General features: G+C 68.6%; 3 protein-coding genes. 1 reads left to right on the forward strand and 2 read right to left on the reverse strand.

Translation table 11 applies throughout. The features are described 5' to 3' along the window. Positions 1-217: hypothetical protein (locus AB0O00_RS39570; RefSeq protein WP_363659508.1), on the forward strand; the 217-nt coding region annotated here is incomplete at its 5' end. Here AB0O00_RS39570 and AB0O00_RS39575 read toward each other — a convergent pair. After that, positions 151-735, reverse strand: coding sequence for a LuxR C-terminal-related transcriptional regulator (locus AB0O00_RS39575; RefSeq protein ID WP_363659510.1), 585 nt, complete (start codon positions 733-735; stop codon positions 151-153). The genes AB0O00_RS39570 and AB0O00_RS39575 overlap by 67 nt on opposite strands. Positions 736-1196: 461 nt before the next feature. Continuing rightward, the coding region (locus AB0O00_RS39580; protein ID WP_363659509.1) for a helix-turn-helix transcriptional regulator at positions 1197-1390 on the reverse strand (194 nt) is incomplete at its 5' end.

The raw sequence follows: 1390 nt of genomic DNA on the forward strand, positions 1-1390 counted from the left end.
GGGCGACCAGCGTCAGCTGCGTTACCTCCGCCGCACGTTCCCGGGGCTGGTGGTCTACGAGAACGAGGACGCGGGCCCGCGCTGTGAGTTCGGCCCGGGCGGGCATGCGTACGGCACTGCGGGTCGGGCGGGTCGGCGCGGTTCGGACGGCTACTTCACGAAGCTCTCCACGACCTTCGGCGGCCAGACGCCCACCTTGAGCGCGCCCATCGAGTAGGCCCGCGAGACCAGGGCGGCGCGGTTCGGGACGCGCAACTTCCGCAGCAGGCAGGTGACGTGGTACTCGACGCCCTGGCGGCTCAGGTAGAGCCGCGCGGCGAGCGGGACGGTGGAGACACCGGCCGCGATGCCCTCCAGGATCCGGGCGTCGATCTCGCTCAGCAGCTTCTTGCGGCCGGCGACGACCTCGGATTCGGCCGCCTCGCCGTCGCGGTTGGGCATCATCACCATGATCGAGGACTCGTCCGGCAGCCCGCCGCGGACCATGACGGCGGTGAGCGGGACGGTGAACGTCTCCTCGTCGGGGCCGATCGCTATGACGTCGGTGGCGAAGCGGTCGCGGCGGCCCTCGATCAGGCCGGAGAACTGGCGCAGCAGCGGCTGCTGGACGCTCGGGTGGACGAGGTCGCTGAACGTCCGGCCGCAGAGCTCGGACGAGGAGCGCCCGAACTGCCAGAAGAAGGACTCGTTGGCCTGCCGGATGGTGAGAGTGCGGTCGAGCTGGGCCATGTTCAGGCCGGCCTGATCGGTGACGGGACGGGTTTGCGGCGCCGCGTCCTGACCTGGCTCTCGATCGCACACGATGGTCCGAGCGGTATCGGCCAGGACGGAAGAGGAGATGACCACGGCAGTCGGATCCCTTCGGGGGCGCGTGTGCGGTGCTGATATCCGCGGGATTTCCCGGCCATTCTTTTCGAGCCGGGCTGACTCGAACGGCCTGATTCGCGGTGAACTCTGCTTCGACTCTAGGGACCGCCGATCCGGCCGGTCAACGGCGTCCGGGCTGGTCCGGTCCAATTCTGTGGGCGTACGGCCGGTGGTTCGGTGTGGGGTCGGGGGGTTCGGCCGGTCGTTCGGTACGGTCCACGTCTCTGCAGGTCAGAGCGGGTTCGGTGGGGTACGGTCGAGGTTCGGCGAGCATGCGTTCGACTCGTTGGCGGCGGGTCGAACGGGCTTTCCGCGCGCGGCCGACCGGATCAAACACGAACAACGGGTTCTGCCTCGCACAGAACCGTCACAAGTTCGCGGCGGCCGGAAATACCGAGCTTCCGATAGGAATTCGTCAAATGTTTCTCGACGGCCCGCGCGCTCACCCGCAATTCGGCCGCGATCTCCTGGTTCGTCAGAGCGTGCCCGACGAGGTCCGCCACGCGGCGTTCGGACGGGGTCA

Source organism: Kitasatospora sp. NPDC093558, from assembly GCF_040683475.1.
In the GTDB taxonomy this organism is placed as follows: domain Bacteria; phylum Actinomycetota; class Actinomycetes; order Streptomycetales; family Streptomycetaceae; genus Kitasatospora.